At 75.4% G+C, this 15,244-nt stretch carries 9 protein-coding genes; all 9 read right to left on the bottom strand.

Going from position 1 to position 15,244, the window contains the following annotated elements:
• Positions 1-23: 23 nt before the first annotated feature.
• The 9 genes from ACZ7H1_RS33120 to ACZ7H1_RS33080 all read right to left on the bottom strand — a co-directional run bounded on the left by ACZ7H1_RS33120 (position 24) and on the right by ACZ7H1_RS33080 (position 15,182).
• Complete coding sequence (locus tag ACZ7H1_RS33120; protein ID WP_470791720.1) at positions 24-713, bottom strand: 4'-phosphopantetheinyl transferase family protein; 690 nt, start codon at positions 711-713, stop codon at positions 24-26.
• A 172-nt stretch (positions 714-885) separates the two neighbouring features.
• Positions 886-2,193 (bottom strand): MFS transporter, encoded by a 1,308-nt coding sequence (locus ACZ7H1_RS33115; RefSeq protein ID WP_470791719.1) that lies wholly within the window; start codon positions 2,191-2,193, stop codon positions 886-888.
• Between the two features lie 58 nt (positions 2,194-2,251).
• Entirely contained in the window at positions 2,252-2,497 is a 246-nt protein-coding gene (locus ACZ7H1_RS33110) for a hypothetical protein (protein WP_470791718.1), read from the bottom strand.
• A gap of 524 nt (positions 2,498-3,021) precedes the next feature.
• Positions 3,022-4,407, bottom strand: a complete 1,386-nt coding sequence (locus tag ACZ7H1_RS33105) for a glutamate synthase-related protein (protein ID WP_470791716.1) — start codon at positions 4,405-4,407, stop codon at positions 3,022-3,024.
• The gene (locus ACZ7H1_RS33100) at positions 4,404-5,396 is read right to left on the bottom strand and encodes an asparagine synthetase A (protein ID WP_470791714.1); all 993 of its coding nucleotides are present in this window, start codon (positions 5,394-5,396) and stop codon (positions 4,404-4,406) included. Before ACZ7H1_RS33100 ends, ACZ7H1_RS33105 begins: the two co-directional genes overlap by 4 nt.
• A gap of 103 nt (positions 5,397-5,499) precedes the next feature.
• Complete coding sequence (locus ACZ7H1_RS33095; protein WP_470791713.1) at positions 5,500-6,963, bottom strand: methylaspartate mutase; 1,464 nt, start codon at positions 6,961-6,963, stop codon at positions 5,500-5,502.
• Entirely contained in the window at positions 6,960-7,394 is a 435-nt protein-coding gene (locus ACZ7H1_RS33090; protein ID WP_470791711.1) for a cobalamin B12-binding domain-containing protein, read from the bottom strand. Before ACZ7H1_RS33090 ends, ACZ7H1_RS33095 begins: the two co-directional genes overlap by 4 nt.
• A gap of 169 nt (positions 7,395-7,563) precedes the next feature.
• Positions 7,564-7,770 carry an MbtH family protein gene (locus tag ACZ7H1_RS33085; RefSeq protein ID WP_470791709.1) on the bottom strand — a complete coding sequence of 69 codons (207 nt, stop codon included), beginning with the start codon at positions 7,768-7,770 and terminating at the stop codon, positions 7,564-7,566.
• The gene (locus tag ACZ7H1_RS33080) at positions 7,767-15,182 is read right to left on the bottom strand and encodes an amino acid adenylation domain-containing protein (protein WP_470791707.1); all 7,416 of its coding nucleotides are present in this window, start codon (positions 15,180-15,182) and stop codon (positions 7,767-7,769) included. The genes ACZ7H1_RS33085 and ACZ7H1_RS33080 overlap by 4 nt, the downstream gene beginning before the upstream one ends.
• Positions 15,183-15,244: the final 62 nt, after the last annotated feature.

The raw sequence follows: 15,244 nt of genomic DNA, 5'->3' as shown, positions 1-15,244 counted from the left end.
GGCGCATGCTATCCGGGCGCCCGTCAGGGGGCGGGAGGGTCCGGCCGGCGCAGCGCCACCGCCGCGCAGTGCCCCTCCGGGACCAGGACGTCCGTCACGGACCAGCCGTGCAGGGGCGCGGGCCGGGGCCCCGAGCCGAGGTAGTCGGCGGCCGGGTCCTCGGAGAGGCCCACGCCCAGGCCCTTCAGATACGCCTCCTTGCGGGTCCAGACCCGGGTGAAGGCGAGGGCGCGTTCGGAGGCCGGCAGGGCGGCCAGTTCCGCCGCCTCGCGCGGATGCAGGACGTCCGCGGTCTCCGCGACCGTGTGCAGGGGCGGTACGGCCTCCACGTCCACGCCGACCGGGGTGGTCGCGAAGGCCAGCAGGCTGAGCCCGTCGCAGTGGGACAGCGAGAAGTGCAGTGCGTCTCCCGGGAGTACGGGACGGCCGTGCGGCTCCCCGCAGCCCGGGCAGGGGGCCCGGGAGACGGTGACCCCGCGGGGCGGCATGCCGAGGTACCCGCCGAGGAGGCGGCGCAGGCCGACGTGGGCGCAGAGATACGCGTCGCGGTCCGCGGAGTGGAGGAACTCCGCGGCACGGGCCAGCTCCTGCCGGTCGAGGACCCCCGGTGCGTGCCGGGCGGCCGTGACCCGGTGCGTGGCGGTGTCCACCAGCCACACCTGCGGTGTGCCCGGGTCCAGGCGCGAGACCGGGGGCGGTGCGACGTACACCACGGCCGGCGGCGCGGGTGCCGCAGGGAGGGGCGCCAGGGGTACGGGAGTCAGTGCGGGAGTGAGGGATGCGGGTGTCGGCGCGGGAGTGAGGGATGCGGGTGCCGGCGCAACGGGACTCAGTGCGACGGGAGTCGGGGCGGCGGGCGTGATCAGTTCGTGCATGTCGTCAACCTCACACCGTGGCAGGGGTGTTGTCGGGAACGGGTTCGGGGGTGGCAGCGGCAGCGGTTGCGGCACCGGCCTCCCCGCCGGCGTCGGCGGGGCTGCGCAGCGCGCACAGGGCCGCCAGCGGGGACAGGCAGGCCACCGCGCCGCACAGCAGCCAGGTGTACTGCACCCCGAGGCCCAGCGAGATGCTGCTGAACAGGGCGATCGAGACCGGTGCCGTACCGATGCCGGCCAGTGCGAGGGTCGACATCGCGGCGCCCATCTTCGCCTCGGGTGCGGCCTGCTGATAGACCGTCACCATCGCCGGGCCGTTGAGCCCCGACAGCAGGCCGACGGCGGCGGCCACGGCGGCCAGCGAGGCCACCGAAGGCATCAGCGCCATCACGAGGATGCCCGCGGCGAGCCCGGCCCCGGTCACCACCAGCCGTACGAACAGCGGGATCCGGTGGGCGAACGCGGCGCCCAGGGCGCTGGAGCCCAGCGCGCCGGCACCGAAGCACGCCAGGACCACGCCGACCGCGCCCACGCCCCAGCCGCGCTGGGACACCAGCAGCGGCAGGGCCACCTCCGCCGGCCAGCTGAAGGCGAGGTCCATGCAGAACGAGGTCGCGAACATCCAGCGCAGCCGGGGGTGCGCCGCCAGCAGCCGGAACCCGTCCCCGGAGCGGCGCAGCAGCGACACCCCGGGCTCGCGGCGCGGCCGGGTGAAGCCGCGGGTGACGTACGCGGCGCAGGCCAGCCAGATCGCGCAGCCGGCGGCGGCCGCCGCCATCGCCACCCACAGGTGGCCCACGGTGATCAGCCAGGCGCCCGCGGGTGCTCCGGCGATCGGCGCGACGCGCAGCACCATGCCGTAGAGGGAGTTGGCGCGGGCCAGGTGCTCCCGAGTGGCGAGGTGCGGCATCAGCACGCCGGACGCGGGCCCGGCGAGGCCCAGCAGGGAGCCCTCGATCACCGCGACCACGGCCAGCGGCCACAGCCGGTCGGTCCCGGCGACCACCAGCGCCCCGGCAGCCAGTACGACCAGCCGCGCGGACGTGGCGCGCAGCAGGACGACCCGGGGGCCGAGCAGGTCGGCCACGGCGCCCCCGAAGATCAGCATCAGGGCCCGGGGGACGGTCGCCGCGAGCATGAGGAGGGTGACCGCGGTGGTGCCGCCGATCTGTACGGCGGTCCAGTTCATGGCGATGAGCAGCGCGAAGCTCCCGCCCTGGACGGAGGCCTGACCGCCCACCAGGGCGCCCACTTTGCCCCAGTGCACGGTGGCCGGGCGGGCGGTGCCGGGCGGGCCCGCCGGGGATGTCGTAGCCATGGAGCACTCTTTCTCTGAGAGATCGGTCGGGAGGAGCGGCGGCAGGGGAGCCGGCGCGTCAGGACGGGCGGCAGCGCACGCGGAGGCGGGCCGTGCCGGTGCCGCCGCGCAGGGCCGATTCGACGGCGAGCGCGGCCGCCCGGCGCTCGGCCGCGGCGAGGGCGCGTGCCTGGCGGGGCGTGCGGGGGGCGGCGGAGTCCGTACGGAGCTCCAGCCGGCCGCCCAGGTAACCGCGCCCGGCTGCGGCCAGCGTGCGCGCCGCAGCGGCACAGGCCGCCCCGGCCCGCTCGGGGTGCACGGTCACGACCGGCAGCTCGTCCAGCGAGAACCGGGCGCGGACCGTGCCCCAGCCGCTGTCCGCGGCGGTACGGGGCGCGCCCGCCGGGCGCCCCGGGGCCGGAGCCCGGCGCGGCCGGACGGCGCCCGCGGCGCCCGGCCGCCGTCCGGACGCCGCCCGGCGGGCCGGGCCCGCCGGGCGGACCGGGCGGACCGGGCGTATCGGGGGCGCCGGGGGTGTGGTGCCGGTCGGGGGGACCGGCGTCGGGGGAACCCGCGTCGCGGGGGCCTGCGGGTGCGACGAGTGGGCCGGGCGGGCCGGGTGTATCGGGCTCGCCCGGGGGGCCGGGGTTCCCGGGCTCGGCGGGCGCGTCGCGGTCTCCCGGCGGGCTGGAGCGGCCGTGGCGGTCGGGTGGGCCCGGGCTGCGGGTTCCGGCCGGCGCGCCGGGTCCGCCGGGCGTACCGGGTCCGCCGGGCCGGCCGGGTGCGAGGGGCTCGCCAGGGGATGCGGGATTCCCGCGCGGGGCGGGCGGTTCCGGGGCGCCGGGCGGGTCATGAAGGTGTGCCCGGGGTCGTCGTCGCCGTCGGGTGCGACGACTGCGCGGAGGGCGCGGCGGCAAGGCCCGGCCACCACAGGTCCTCGGCGCCGAGGGAGCCGGCGCTGTACTTGCCCAGCGCGCTGATCAGCAGCCGCGCCTCCAGCGCGAGCGCCTCGGCCAGGCGTACGAGCCCCCGCTCCGGGTCCTCGTCCACCGCGATCAGCGCGGCGCGGCCGAGGCCCACGGCCCGGGCTCCGAGGGCGAGCGCGCGTACCGCCCGGCCGCCCTCCCACATACGCCCCGTCGCCAGCAGGCAGCCGTCCGGACCGCCCGCGGCAGCCCGGTCCGCGGAGATCCGCCGCAGGCACTCGGCGAGGCTCAGCCCCACCTGGTCGAGGAAGACCCGCGGCGCCCAGCCCGTGCCGCCCTCCGCCCCGTCGACGGTGACGGCGTCCGCGCCGGCCCCCCAGGCCGTCGCCGCCGCCGCGGCGACATCGCGGCCGGGGTGGAACTTCACCCAGGTCCGGGCCTTGGGGAAGTTGTTGCGCATGAAGCGCAGCTGCTGGCGGACGATCTCCTCCGTGAACGTGCCCGGCGTCGCACACCGCAGCCGGTGGCCGGCGTCGTCGTCACCCGCCCCGAGCACGTCCCGTACGGTGAACCGCCCCGCCAGCCGCTCCGCCTCGGCCCGGTCCACGACCGTCATCCCGCCCAGGCCCGGCTTCGCGCCCTGGCCGGTCTTCAGCTCGAAGGCCAGCCGCCCCGACTCCAGCAGCGGCCGGGTCCCCGGGTCGCTGTAGACGAGGTTCCACACCTCCGAGTCGGCGTCCTCCGTCGACTGCTGCACCACCACGCCGCCGACCCCGTCCGGGACGGCCTCCGTGTACGCGCAGATCCGCGCCAGCAGCGCCGACCGCACCCCGTCCGACCGCACCCCGTCGTCCGACCGCACCCCGTCCGACCGTCGGTCCGCCGCTCCGGGCCGCCGGTAGCCGTGCACGGGAACCATGTTCTCGCCGATGACCATGGGGATGCCCAGCCGCGCAGCCTGCCGGCTCGCCGCCACGCCCAGGTCCCCGCTGCCCGCCCGGGTCGAGCCGAACGCCGAGAGATACAAGGGCAGTTCACTCGTGAAGCCGCCGACCGCGGTCCGCAGGTCCACGTCGTCGTGGCCCGGCTCGCGGCCCAGTTCGATGAGCTTCTCCAGCCGCCGCGGCATGAACACCGGCGGTACGATCCGCGCCCGGTCCAGCTCGTCGGGGGAGGCGGTGGCCGCCGCGTCCTGGCCGTACAGCTCCTCGCCGTACCCGCCCGCCGCCGGGAACACCTCGGCGGTGCCGTTGCGGGCCCGTGCGCGCACTGCGCGCTCCGGGAACCCCGCCGCCCGCAGCCCGCTCACGGCGCCACCACCCCGGGGAGCTTCGGGTACGCGCTGACCTGCCACAGCGCATCGAGGCCGGTCAGGAAGCGGACCAAGCGCTGGAGGCCCATCCCGAAGCCCGCGCTGGACGGGATTCCCTCGCGGGCCAGGTCCAGGTACCAGGCGTACTTGGCCGGGTTCTCGCCGCTCTCCCGCATCCGCGTCACGATCGTGGCGTAGTCTGCCTCGCGCTCGCTGCCGCTGACCAGTTCGCCGTACCCGCCGTGGGCCAGCAGGTCGAAGTTCCGCAGCACGCCCGGGTTTTCGGGGTCCTCGCGGTCGTAGAAGCCGCGCGAGCCCTTCGGGTAGTCGTTCACGAAGAACGGCCGGTCGGCCTCCAGGGACAGGATCCGCTCGCCCGCCCAGTCGATCTCGGCGTCCGGGCTCTGCGGGTGGCCCTGCCCGGTCAGGCGGGCCACGGCCTCCTCGTGCGTGCAGGAGTCGAACTTCCCCGACCGCAGCTCGGCGAAGTCCAGCTCGTCACGGCCCAGTTCGCGCAGCACCTCGGGAACGGCCGTGCACACGTGCTCGACGATGTGGGTCAGCATGCCGGCCGCCACGTCCTGCGCGTCCGCCCGGCCGGCGCCTGCGATCTCCACGTCGATCTGGTGGAACTCGACCAGGTGACGGCCGGTCCCGGCCGTCTCCTCCGGCTCCACGCGGACGTTCGGGGCGATGTAGAAGAGCTTCGGGAAGCCGCGCAACGAGGCCTGCTTGTACAGGATCGCGCTCGTCATCAGCTTGTACGGGTGCCCGTAGTAGTCCACGTCGAGGGCCTTGGCGCCGCGCCCGCCCGGGTCGGTCACCGGGCCGATCAGCGGCGGCAGCAGCTCGGTGAACCCCTGTCCGCGCAGGAACTCGCGGGCCGCGTACAGGGCTTCCTGCTGGACCTGCATCGCGGCGCGCAGCCGGGGCGAGCGAAGGTGCTCGCCGAGGGGCGGCGGCAGCTGGGCGGGGGACTGTTCCATGACTACTCCCGTTCCGGGACTCAAAAGAAGGTGCAGAGAAGGTGTGGGGAAGGGCAGGGCAGGTGTAAGCAGGAGGGGCGGGCAGGCGCGGGGCGCCGGCGGCTCACCCGACGGGCGCGGACACGGCCGCGGGCAGGGGCACGGGCGCGGATGCGGCTGCCGGTACGGGTACGGGCGCGGCTGAGCGGTCGGGGGCCGGCGAGGGGCCGGGCGCCGGGGCCGGCTCCGCGTCGAACCGGGCCGCGACGCCGTGCACCGCCGCCAGCAGCCCGTCCGAGGTCAGCGCGGACCGGGCGCCCGCGACCAGCGTCGGCGCCACCGGCATCCCACCGGCGTCCGACCAGCGCAGCCGCCCGCCCGCGTCGACGAAGCTGCGGGAGCGGCCCGCGTTGTCCGGGTGCAGGCAGTACGGGACGTCGAGGTAGCCGCGGGCGAAGGCGGTGCGCAGCGCCCGCCCGGTGTCCGCGCTGATGTCGAGGACCGCCTCCACGAACGCACGCGCCTCCGCGTACACCTCGCTGTCCTCGTGGCCCTCGCCGCCGCCGGTCACCGGCCCGTCCGTGAGCACCGCCGTCGACGCGGCCGTCTCCAGGGCGCGTACGTTCTCCTCGACGGTCGGGATGCGGTGCGCCTCCGCGGCCGTCTTGACGATGAGCCGGTGCGCCCCGGACCGGACGGCGAGCCGCGCCGAGGCCTCCAGCAGCCGGACCGCGCCGTGAGCGGTCCGCGGATAGACGCCCATGTACGTGTACAGCACCACGTGCCGGTCGACGTCGGCCGGCAGGAACTCCGCGGCCAGCCGGCGCAGGGCCCGTACCGCCTCCTCGTCCTGAGCCGGGTCGGTCTGCTGCGCGTAGCTCAGCGAGACGCTGCGGATGCCGTGCTGGACGAAGAACAGTCCTTCCAGCAGGCTGATCGCGACCAGCAGGCCGGGCGGGCAGAGCTGGCCCAGCATGCAGCCGCCGAAGCTCTCCAGGTGCGGCACCCGGGGGGCGGGGACCAGGGAGGCGAGCAGCTCGCAGCCCCGGGCCCAGTTGTCCACCGACTCGCGCAGCGGCGTCCGCCCGTACGGCAGGCAGTACGAGACCGGGCCGCCCTCGGTGGCGTCCAGCCCGGCCGCGGCGAGCGAGCGGATGATCGACTCGGGCCGCGAGGAGCCGTGCCGGACCTGGACCGGGAACGTCTCGTCGAGGACCCCTTCGAGGAGCCCGCGGGTCCGGGCCGCGGGGTGCGTCGCGATGGGGTAGCCGTTCAGCGGCACCCCCTCGGCGAGCGAGGCGCGGGCGGCGTCCTGATCGCCGACGCGCGTGTAGCTGTCGATGGTCAGGGTGCCGACGGTGGTGGCCGCGGCGGCCTTGGTCCGCTCCAGCCCGGTCCGCATCCGGACCGGGTCGCAGAACCCCATGCGCGGCTGGACGACGAGGCGGCCGGCCGCGGCGGCCTCCGCGACGAAGGCGCCGAACGAGGGGGCGGGCGAAGGGGCGGATGCGGGGGCGGACGCGGGGGCGGACGCGGCCCCGCGGGGCCCCGGCACCCGCGCGGGCGCGGTGAGGGTGGCGCTGCTCATGCCGTGGCCCGGGCGGGCGGCAGCTCCGCGGAGAGCGCCGACAGATCGGTCACGAAGGTCTCCAGTGCGCTCACGTCCCCGTCGTCGAAGACCGCGTCGCAGCCGGCCTCCTGGAGCTGCGCGGCCCGCTCGGGGTCGCGGCTGCCGGCGACGCCGAGCTTGCCCCCGATGACCACGGGGACCCGGCCGAGGCCGGGCTCGTGCCGCAGCCGCCGGACGGCCGACAGGCCGTCGCGGTAGCCGTGGCCGTTGACACTGCTGATGACCACCAGGCCCGGCGCGTGCTCGTGGCACGCCCCGGCGAGGAGGTCGTCCGTCACACACGGGCCGAGGTTGACGACCCGGTGCCCCAGCTCTTCCAGAAAGAGCTGCAGATAGACCAGATTCCAGGTGTGGGAATCCGATGCGGTGCCGGTCAGCAGAATCTTCATGGCTCAAAAATATGTGCGCAGGAAGAGCGTCAGGGGAAGTTCGGGCGGCAGAAACGGGGAAGTGTTCCGGGCGGGTAGGGGAATAGAAAAGGCCGTGTCCCGCAGTGGACTGCGGGACACGGCCTGGGGTGAGGAAAGGGCGGCGCCAGGCGTCAGGCGCAAGGCTGCGCTACGCGTACTGGGCGATCAGGCTCTTCGGGCGGATGTCCGTCCAGTTCTGCTCCACGTACTCGAGCGCCTCCGCGCGGCCGGCGTCGCCCAGAACGACCGTCCAGCCTGCGGGTACGGCCGCGAAGGTCGGCCACAGGGAGTGCTGTCCCTCGTCGTTGACCACGACGTGGAAAGTGCCCTCGGTGTCGTCGAACGGGTTCGTCATGACTGGCTCCTCGATTCCATCGATTCCATTGCTGATTTCAGCGAAGCGGGTGTGTTCAGTTTTTCGGCGAGAATGCGGCCGATGTGCGCGAGAGGTTCGGGCTCGGTCATCCGCAGGTGCTCGGCATCGACCGAATGGTTTTCCAGCGTGCCTTCGATGAAAGGCAGCCAGGAATGTGCGAGTTCGTTTTCGGATTCTCCCGGGCGGTACGCCGTGAAGAAGACGGCGTCCGTGTCCACCGGCCGGGGGACGTAGCGGGCCATGAGGTCCGCATGGGTGCGGGAGGCGTGTGCGACCGCCCGGAGCTCGGCGTCCGTGAACCCGGCCAGCAACGGATCGAGCACCGGATCGAGCGCAGGATCGAGCGCAGGATCGAGCGCAGGATCGAGCGCCGCGTCGGGCCCCTGTTCCGGCCCCTGCGCAGCCTCCTGCTCCGCCTCCTGTTTCGCTTCCGCGCCCCGGGCCCCGGCCTGTGCGTGGAGGCGGCTGCCCGGACCGGTCTGGTGCACGTCCATCAGGCCGAGCAGCTCCACGCGCTCGCCCAGCTCCGCCAGCCGCGCCGCCATCGCGTGCGCCACGGTGCCGCCGAAGGACCAGCCCAGCAGCCGGTACGGACCCCACGGCTGCACCAGCCGGATCCGCTCGACGTATTCGGCGGCCATCTCCTCGACGCTGCGCGGCGCGTGACCCGGCTCGCTCAGCGCCCGGGCCTGGAGCGCGTACAGCGGCTGCTCCGCGCCGAGGTGCCGGGCGAGACCGGCGTACGACCAGCCCACGCCGGTCCCGGGGTGTACGCAGAACAGCGGCCGCTGCGTCCCCCGCGTGCTCAGCGGCAGCAGGACGCCCATGGCGCTGCCGTGCGCACCGGCGTCCGCGGGGTCCTCGGAGGCCCGCAGCAGGCCCGCGACGGTCGGCGTGCGGAACAGGTCGCGCACCCCGCGCTCCACCCCCAGTACGGTCCGCATCCGGCTCACCAGCCGCACCCCGAGCAGCGAATGGCCGCCCAGCGCGAAGAAGTTGTCGTCGATGCCCACGTCCGGTACCCCGAGGATCTCGGCGAACAGGCCGCACAGCACCTCCTCGCGGGCGTTGCGGGGGCGCCGCCCGGCGGCCGCCGGGCGCTGCGCCGGGGCGGGCAGGGCCTTGCGGTCCGGCTTGCCGTTGACGGTCAGCGGGATCGCGCCGAGCACCACGATCGCCGACGGCACCAGATGGGCGGGGAGTTCGGCGGTGGCGGCGGCGAGGAGCTCGGCCTGCGTCACCGATCCGCCCGCGCGCGGGACCACGTAGCCGACCAGCCGCTTCTCACCCGGCCGGTCCTCACGGACCGTCACCACAGCCTGTCCGACGGCCGGGTGGCGGGCGAGCACCTCCTCCGTCTCGCCGGGTTCGATCCGGAAGCCGCGGAGCTTCACCTGGCCGTCCGCCCGGCCCAGGAAGCGCAGCTCGCCCTCCGGGGTCCAGCACACCAGATCCCCGGTGCGGTACATCCGCCCGCCGGCCGCGCGACCCCCGTCGGCGGAAGTCCCGCTGTCCGTGGCGTGCGCGCCGAACGGGTCCGGGAGGAACCGCTCCGCGGTCAGCGCCGGGCGGCCGACGTAGCCGCGAGCCACATGGGATCCGGCGATGTACAGCTCGCCCGGCACCCCCACCGGCACCGGCTGCAGCCACGCGTCGAGCACGTAGCTGCGGGTGTTGTCCATCGGCCGGCCGAGGTGCACCCCGTCCAGCTCGCGCCGGTCGAGCCCGAAGCGCTGGTTGTGCGAGGCGAACGTCGTCTCCGTGGGGCCGTACGAGTGCACCAGCACGGTGTCGGGGCAGTGCTCCAGCACCCGCTGCAGCGCGGTCGGGGAGGCCACGTCACCGCCGGTCCACACCTCCCGCAGGAGCCGCAGGGTGTCCAGGCCCTCGTCCGCCATCACGTGGAACAGCCCCATGGTGAAGTAGGCGGCGGTGACCTCGTGTTCGCGGATCGTGCGGTCCAGCTCCGCCACGTCCGCGCCGTCCCCCGGCGCGATCACCAGCCGTCCGCCCAGCAGCAGCGGGACCCACAGCTCGTACGTCGACGCGTCGAAGCCGATCGCGGAATGCACCAGCATCCGCCGGTGGTTGGCGGCGTTCCACTCGCGGTCCGCGGCCAGCTCTGCCACGTTGTGGTGGGTGACCCCGACGCCCTTGGGGCGGCCGGTGGACCCGGAGGTGAACATCACGTACATCAGGGCCTGTTCGGGGACCGGGATGCCCGGCGCCGTGTCCGGGGTGCCCGCCGGCGCGGGGGAGTCCGCGGCCAGGACCGGGATGCCTTCGGCCCGTACCGCACCGGCCACCGCCCCGTCCGGGCCGTCCGCGCGGCTGCCGTCCGTCAGGAGCACCGAGGCCCCCGAGTCCGCCAGCATCATCCGCACCCGGGCGTCCGGCAGCCGCGGGTCGAGGGGGACGTACGCGGCGCCGCACTTGAGGGCGGCGAGCGCCGCCACCAGCAGCAGCGGGCTGCGGTCAAGCAGCACCCCCACCGCACCGCCCGGCCCCACTCCGGCCGCCAGCAGCCGGTGCGCGAGCACGTTGGACCGCGCGTCCAGCTCGGCGTACGTCAGCGACTCCGGGCCGAAGGCCACCGCGACCGCATCCGGGGTGCGCCGGCCTTGCTCCGCCAGCAGCTCGTGCACCGGGCCCCGGCGCGGCGCGGAGACCGCCGTGTCGTTGTAGGCGGTCAGCAGCCGGTGCTCCTCCTCCGCCGTGAGCAGGCCGATCGCGCCGATCGGCTGCTCCGGGTCCGCGGCCGCGGCCGCCAGCGTGTCGCCCAGGTGCCGGGCGAGCAGGGCGGCGGTCGCCGCGTCGTACAGGTCGGTCGCGTACTCCAGGCCGCCGGAGAGCCCGGCCGGTCCGCCGTCGGCGTCCCGGGCCTCCCACAGGGCCAGCGTCATGTCGAACTTGGTCGAACGGCTCTCGACGGGCACCGCGGTCCCCGCCAGGGCCGAGTCCGCGACGTCCGCCGCGTAATCGTGGTGCAGCTGTACGACTACCTGGACGAGCGGGTGGTGCGCGGTGGTCCGGCGCGGGTTGAGGTGCTCCACGAGCCGGTCGAACGGCACGTCCTGGTGGGCGTACGCCGCCAGGTCCGCGTCCCGGACCCGGTGCAGCAGCTCACGGAAGGACGGGTTCCCTGAGGTGTCGGTGCGCAGCACGAGCGTGTTGACGAAGAAGCCCACCAGACCGCTCAGCGCCTCGTCCTCGCGGCCCGCCGTCATCGTGGCCAGCGGCAGGTCCGTGCCCGCGCCGTGCCGGGTCAGGGTCGCGGCGAGCGCCGCCTGCACCACCATGAACAGCGAGGCGCCGCTCTCCCGGGCGAGCCGCGCGAGCGCCCGGTGCGTGCCGGCGTCGACCGCAAGCGGGGCCAGGGCACCGCGGTGCGAGGCCTCGGCGGGCCGGGTGCGGGCCGCGGGCAGTTCGAGCACCGGCGGGGCGCCCGCCAACTGCCGCTGCCAGAAGTCCAGTTCACCGGCACTGTGATCGCCGCTGAGCGCGTCGAGCTGCCAGAGCGTGTAGTCGGCGTACTGCACCGGCAGCGGCTCCCAGTCCGTCACCCGCCCGTCCAGCCGGGCCCCGTACGCCGCCGAGAGGTCCGCCAGCAGCGGTCCCGTCGACCAGCCGTCGCCGGCGATGTGGTGCAGCAGCAGCACCAGCACCTGGCCGCTGCCGTCGTCCGGTTCGACGAGCCAGGCCCGGAGCGGGATCTCGCGCTCCAGGTCGAAGACGTGCCCGGTGGCCTCGTCGAGCGCCGCGTCCAGCGCACCGGCCTCGACGGGCACCACCTCCAGCAGCGGCCGGGCGCCGTCCAGCACCAGCTGGTACGGCTCGCCCTCGACCGCCGGGTAGACCGTGCGCAGCACCTCGTGGCGGCCGGTGACGTCGGCCAGCGCCGAGCTCAGCGCACCCGGGTCGAGGCGCTGCGCCGGGCGCACCACGATCGGGATGTTGTAGGAGGAGCTGGGCCCTTCGAGCTCGTTGATGAACCACAGGCGCCGCTGGGCGTACGAGAGGGGCAGCCGCTCGGGCCGCTCCGCCCGGACCAGCCGGCCGGTACGGGCGGGCCGCGCCGCGGGGTCTGCGCCCTCGGTCGTGCCGGCCGCACGGGAAGCGGCAACGCCGTCCGCCGCGCCGGGACGTCCGGCCTGCCCGGTCGGATCGGCCTGCCCGGTCGGATCGGCCTGCCCGGCCGTGTCGGCCGGGTCGCCGGTTGCCGTCCCGCCGGCCGCGATCCGCCGGGCGAGCGACGCGGGCGTCGGCGCCAGGAACAGGTCGCGGATCCGGACCTCCGCGCCGAGCTGCGCCCGGATCCGGTTCGCCAGCCGCACCCCCGACATGGAGTGCCCGCCGATCGCGAAGAAGTCCTCGTCCGGCCCCACCCGGTCGATGCCCAGGATCTCCGCGAACAGCCCCTGGAGCGCCTCCTGATGGGCGGCCGCAGGCCCGTCGTCCCCGCGCACCGCGGCGGCCCCGGCCTGCGCCTCGGCCTCCCGGGCCGCGGTCAGGGCCGCCACCGCCGACCGCCGTCCGGCCAGCCCCCGCAGCTCCTCCTCCGACAGCAGCGGCAGCCCGTCCGGGCGGGCCTGCGGGTCGGCGGCGAACGCCCGCAGCGTCCGCTCGTACACGTCGAGCAGCAGCCGCGCGGTGTCCTCGTCGAAGAGGTCCGTCGCGTACTGGAGCCAGATCTCCAGCCCCGCCGCCTGCCCGTCGGCGTCCCGCGCGTCCACGCACGAGGCCATGAGGTCGAACTTGGCCGCCTCGAGCCCGGTGGCGGCGAACCGTCCGGTGAGCCCCCCGAGCGCGGTATCCGCCGTCCCGGTGCCGCCTTCGGTGCCGGTGCCGGGCCCGCTCTGCACCGTCAGCATGACCTGGAAGAAGGGGTGCTGGGCCAGAGCCCGCTGCGGATTGAGGTGCTCGACGAGCAGGTCGAACGGCACGTCCTGGTGGGCGTACGCGGCGAGGTCCGCGTCCCGGACCCGCTCCAGCAGCTCCGCGAAGGTCGGCGAGCCGCCCGTGTCCGTCCGCAGGACCAGGGTGTTGACGAAGAAGCCGACCAGGTCGTCGAGCGCCTCGTCGCCCCGGCCCGCGACCGGGGTGCCGAGCGGGACGTCCGCACCGGCGCCCGCCGCGCCGAGCGTGAGGGCGAGGGCGGACTGCAGGACCATCAGCATGCTGGCGCCGCGTTCGGCAGCAGCGTCGGCCAGCCGCTGCTGCGTCGCCGCGTCGATCCGCCCGGTGAGGGTGCGGCCGCGGTGGGAGGGCTCGGAGGGGCGCGGCCGGTCCAGCGGGAGCGCGGTGACCGGCGGCAGCCCGGCGAGCGCGCTCCGCCAGTGCTCCAGCTGCCGCGACAGCAGCGAGCCCGGGTCGTCGGGGGCGCCGAGCGTGTCGTTCTGCCAGAGGGTGTAGTCGGCGTACTGGACCGGCAGCGGCTCCCAGCCGGGGGCCCGCCCGTCGAGCCGGGCCCGGTAGGCCTCGGCCAGGTCGCGCAGCAGCGGCGCGACCGACCAGCCGTCACCGGCCACGTGGTGCAGTGCGAGCGCCAGCGTCGAGCGGCCGTCACCGGTGAGGAACAGCCTCACGCGCACCGGCTGTTCGCGGGTGAAGTCGAAGGTCTCGGCGGTGCAGGCGGCCACCCGGCCGGGCAGCTCCGCGGCGGTGCACTCCTCGACGGCGAACGGCAGCGCGGCCAGATCCAGCACGTGCTGGTAGGGCTCGCCGTCGACGGCAGGGAAGACCGTCCGCAGGACTTCGTGCCGCTCGGCGAGGTCGCCGAGGGCCGCGGCCAGCGCCCCCCGGTCCGGCACCCCGTCCAGCTCCAGCACGATCGGCATGTTGTACGTCGCCGAGGGCCCCTCCATCCGGCTCAGCAGCCACAGCCGACGCTGCGCGAAGGACAGCGGCACCCGGTCCGCCTCGGGGACGAGCGGGAGCTGCGGGTACGGGTCGGCCGTCCGCAGCACCTTGCGGTTGATCTTCCCGGAACTTGTCCGGGGCAGCTCCGCCACCAGGGCGACCGCGCTCGGCACGGCGGCCGGCGGCATCTTCTCCCGTACGCAGCCGCGCAGTTCCTCGGCCGTGACGCCCGGCTCGGTGACCGCGAAGCCCACCAGCCGCTTCACCCCGTCCTCGCCCTGCTGGGCCACGACCGCCACCTCGCGCACCCCCGGGTGTCCGGTGAGCACGGACTCCACCGACGCCGGGTCGATGCGCTGGCCGCCGATCTTCACCTCGTCGTCCACCCGGCCGTGGTAGTCGATCTGCCCGTCGGCGCTGATCGTCACGACGTCGCCGGTGCGGTACGCGCGCTCGCCGCCGAGCCGGGTGAAGCGCCGGGCGTTCAGCTCGGGGCGCCCCAGGTAGCCCCGGGTCAACCCACCGCCCAGCAGCCACAGTTCGCCGTCGACCACGGCGGCGCGGACACCGGGCAGCGGCCGCCCGATGGGCACCGGGCCGCCCGTGTAGTGCGACAGGTCCGCGACCGTGGACACGACCGTGGTCTCCGTCGGCCCGTACGCGTTGAGGAGCCGGATCCGGCTGCCGACGGCCTGGCACCACTGGGCGACCCGCTCGGGGAGCACGGCCTCCCCGTAGATGATCACCGTGCGGAGGCAGCCGGGCAGCGTGACCAGGCCGGCGGAGAGCGCGTACACCAACTCGTGCCAGTACGCCGCCGGCAGGTCCAGCACGGTCACCCCGTGCTCGGCGCAGCCCGCGAGCAGCTCCTGCACGTCGAGCATGTCCTCGGTGCGCAGCACCAGGACGCCGCCCGCACCCAGGGTGACGAACAGCTCCTGCACGCTCGCGTCGAAGTGCAGCGGGCTGAACTGCAGGACCCGGTCGCCGGAGCCGATGCCGTACGTGGGCGTGGCGCCGGCGATGAAGTGCGCGAGGGAGTCGTGGCCGACGACCACGCCGTTCGGGGTGCCGGTGGAGCCGGAGGTGTAGATGACGTACGCGGCGCCCTCCTCGACTCCGGGCCCGCCGAGCACCAGCTCGCCGTGCGCGGCGACCTCGGCCGGGGCGGGCGCGTGCTCGCCGCAACTGTCCGCGAGGATGGCGGCGTTGCGGGCGTCGGGGGCCTGGATGTCGAGGGGCAGGTACGCCGCTCCGGTGCGCAGCACGGCCAGCAGGCCGACGACGACCTCGATGCCGCGGGGGCGGTGGACCGCCACCAGCCGCCCGGGGCGGGCCCCGGCCTGCGCCAGCTCGGCAGCCCGCTGCGCGACGGCCCCGGCCAGCTCTCCGTACGTCATCCGGTCCGGGCCGTGCACCAGTGCGAGCCGGTCGGGACCCGCCGTGACCTGGGCGTCGATGCGGTCGAGCACGTGCGGTGCGGGCTGCACCGCCGGTCCGCCGTCGAGGAGCTCTGGCTCGGGTGCGGGCATCGTGAATCCTCCAGGCGGGGGCGAGGGTGCGGGGCGGTGGGGGCGGGGTCCGTTCCTTTCGC

The organism is Streptomyces sp. NPDC037401 (assembly GCF_055602345.1).
The sequence above is the reverse complement of the archived record's forward strand: the minus strand, read 5'-3'. Positions and strand labels throughout refer to the sequence as shown.

Bases quoted from the DNA above. Each gene is read 5' to 3' on its own strand.
- ACZ7H1_RS33115 (WP_470791719.1), bottom strand. From the start codon at position 2,193: ATGGCTACGACATCCCCGGCGGGCCCGCCCGGCACCGCCCGCCCGGCC.
- ACZ7H1_RS33100 (WP_470791714.1), bottom strand. From the start codon at position 5,396: ATGGAACAGTCCCCCGCCCAGCTGCCGCCGCCCCTCGGCGAGCACCTT.
- ACZ7H1_RS33095 (WP_470791713.1), bottom strand. From the start codon at position 6,963: ATGAGCAGCGCCACCCTCACCGCGCCCGCGCGGGTGCCGGGGCCCCGC.
- ACZ7H1_RS33090 (WP_470791711.1), bottom strand. From the start codon at position 7,394: ATGAAGATTCTGCTGACCGGCACCGCATCGGATTCCCACACCTGGAAT.
- ACZ7H1_RS33085 (WP_470791709.1), bottom strand. From the start codon at position 7,770: ATGACGAACCCGTTCGACGACACCGAGGGCACTTTCCACGTCGTGGTC.
- ACZ7H1_RS33080 (WP_470791707.1), bottom strand. From the start codon at position 15,182: ATGCCCGCACCCGAGCCAGAGCTCCTCGACGGCGGACCGGCGGTGCAG.